5 protein-coding genes are annotated in these 2,275 nt (G+C 32.0%); 4 read left to right on the forward strand and 1 reads right to left on the reverse strand.

Features of this window, described 5'->3' with window-relative positions; translation table 11 throughout:
* The 4 genes from VFS71_RS19205 to VFS71_RS19220 all read left to right on the forward strand — a co-directional run.
* A partial coding sequence (locus VFS71_RS19205; RefSeq protein WP_326403277.1) for a phosphatidate cytidylyltransferase occupies positions 1-333 on the forward strand: 333 nt, incomplete at its 5' end.
* Positions 323-976: a phosphatidylserine decarboxylase family protein gene (locus tag VFS71_RS19210; protein ID WP_326403278.1), complete on the forward strand. Its 654-nt coding sequence runs from the start codon at positions 323-325 to the stop codon at positions 974-976. The genes VFS71_RS19205 and VFS71_RS19210, both read left to right, overlap by 11 nt.
* A complete protein-coding gene (locus VFS71_RS19215) occupies positions 976-1,242 on the forward strand; it encodes an acyl-CoA-binding protein (protein WP_326403279.1) in 267 nt (88 codons plus the stop codon). Before VFS71_RS19210 ends, VFS71_RS19215 begins: the two co-directional genes overlap by 1 nt.
* A 13-nt stretch (positions 1,243-1,255) precedes the next feature.
* Positions 1,256-2,032, forward strand: coding sequence for a superoxide dismutase (locus VFS71_RS19220; protein ID WP_326403280.1), 777 nt, complete (start codon positions 1,256-1,258; stop codon positions 2,030-2,032).
* A 59-nt stretch (positions 2,033-2,091) separates the two neighbouring features.
* Here VFS71_RS19220 and VFS71_RS19225 read toward each other — a convergent pair.
* Positions 2,092-2,275 (reverse strand): hypothetical protein (locus VFS71_RS19225; RefSeq protein ID WP_326403281.1); only part of this gene is annotated, 184 nt, incomplete at its 5' end.

Consider the following 2,275-nt stretch of genomic DNA (forward strand, 5'->3'; position numbering starts at 1 on the left):
CATAAATTATTTGAAAGAATTTCCCCAAAAAAGACCATCGAAGGTTTTTTGGGCGGAATTGGATTTGCATTAATTGCCAGTTATTTTATCTCAAAATATTTTTTAATGCTACCTGAAAAAAACACCTACATTTGGATTATAATCGCCTTGATTGTTGGTATTTTCGGGACAATTGGTGATTTAGTTGAATCCAAATTCAAACGAATTTCAGAAAAAAAAGACAGCGGAAACATAATGCCTGGCCATGGAGGTATTCTAGATCGACTAGATAGTGTTATCTTTGTAGCACCAATAATATTTTTATTTTATCAAATTTTAAGTTATGTTTCATAAAGAAGGAACTCAAAGTATTTTATTAGGCACTATTTTTACTGCCATCGTATGTTTAGTATCTGATCGTTTTATCCAAACAGAATGGATTAAAATGACCATTGAAATAGCTGCTCTATTGCTATTAATCATCATTTTGCAATTTTTTAGAAATCCAAAAAGAACAGTAGAAATAAATGAGAATCATATTGTCGCTCCAGTAGACGGAAAAGTTGTTGTAATAGAAGAGGTATTTGAAACTGAATATTTTAAAGACAAAAGAATTCAAGTTTCAATTTTCATGTCTCCTATAAACGTTCACGTTACACGTTATGCACTAAGTGGTATTGTAAAATTCAGCAAATACCATCCTGGTAAATTTTTGGTAGCTTGGCATCCAAAAGCAAGTGAAGAAAATGAAAGAACCACGGTTGTGGTTGAAAATAAAACATTTGGAGCTATTTTGTACCGTCAAATTGCTGGTGCTTTAGCCAGACGTATTGTAAATTACGCCCAAGAAGGAATGCAAGTAGTACAAGGTACCGATGCTGGTTTTATTAAATTTGGTTCAAGAGTAGATATCTTTTTACCAATAGGTACTCCAATTAATGTGGTACTTGACCAAAAAGCAATTGGAGGAAAAACTATAATTGCAATTAAATCTTAATGATTGAAAAAGATTTAGATAAACAATTTCAGGAAGCAGTTGAAATCGCTTCCTTTATGACCCAAGCATCTTTACCACAAGATGTCCAGCTACGTCTTTATGCCTTTTACAAGCATGCAACATTTGACAAAACCAAGTTTACCGTTATGGACAATTCCGACTTAAGAAATGCATTCAAAACTAATGCTTGGATTCAAATTAGTCACCTTACGCAAGACGAAGCCAAACAACAATATATTGAACTAATTCATTCCTTAATAAAGTAATTGTATTATTCTGATGAAAAAAAACACTTTTCTAATAGCTCATTTGCTTTTAATTTCGGTTTTAATTTCTTGTAACGATAAAAAATTAACTGAAGTTGTAGAAGTTCCTTTACCTACGGTACAAGAGAAGGTTGCTATAGGGAATCCAAATGATTTAAAAGCTGATGAAGGCTCTTTTCAATTGGAAAAACTTCCTTTTGGATATGATGCATTATCACCTGATTTATCGGCTTTGACAGTAGAGACCCATTATAAAAATTATTTGTATTACACCAATAGTTTAAACAAAGCAGTATTAGGAACAGACAAAGAAAACCTTTCCATAGAAGACATATTAAGTAAATTAGACATCAACGACGCTGTATTGCGTAATAATGCGGGTGGATATTACAACCATAGCTTGTACTTTAAATCCATAAGTCCAAAAGCAGGTGGAGAACCGATAGACACCTTAGCTTCAAAGATCACTAAAGATTTTGGTTCATTTTCTAATTTCAAAACCGTATTTAAAGACGCTGCAACTAAACAATTTGGATCTGGTTGGGTTTGGTTGGTTGTCGATAAAACTGGAGTCCTACAATTATCAACAACTCAAGACCAAGATAATCCTTTAATGACATATGCTCCTGTTGTTGGATTTCACGGAACACCAATTTTAGGAATTGACCTCTGGGAACACGCTTATTTCATGGATTACCAATACAAAAAGAAAAATTATATCGATGCTTTTTTCAATATAATAAACTGGGAAAAAGTAAACGAAAATTATAAAGCAACATTTAAAAAATAAGAATAAAAAAAGCTGATATTTTAAGTATCAGCTTTTTTTATTTTATCCATCGACCACTTTTACAACTGGTAAATAAATGATTCCAAAGGATGTATTGTAATTGAAGCTTTTCCTTCGCCATTCACAACTTGCAATTGAACATTACTTTTTTCATACAGTTGATCTTTTATCGAATAACTTCCGTCTTTCAAATTCCATTTGCTAATTATATCCGCTGGAATTTTTAATTCAAAACTATTCGTC

It is taken from the genome of Flavobacterium sp., from assembly GCF_035760125.1.
Classification (GTDB): domain Bacteria; phylum Bacteroidota; class Bacteroidia; order Flavobacteriales; family Flavobacteriaceae; genus Flavobacterium.

Coding starts and splice junctions, on each gene's coding strand:
- VFS71_RS19210 (WP_326403278.1), top strand. CDS start 323: ATGTTTCATAAAGAAGGAACTCAAAGTATTTTATTAGGCACTATTTTT.
- VFS71_RS19215 (WP_326403279.1), top strand. CDS start 976: ATGATTGAAAAAGATTTAGATAAACAATTTCAGGAAGCAGTTGAAATC.
- VFS71_RS19220 (WP_326403280.1), top strand. CDS start 1,256: ATGAAAAAAAACACTTTTCTAATAGCTCATTTGCTTTTAATTTCGGTT.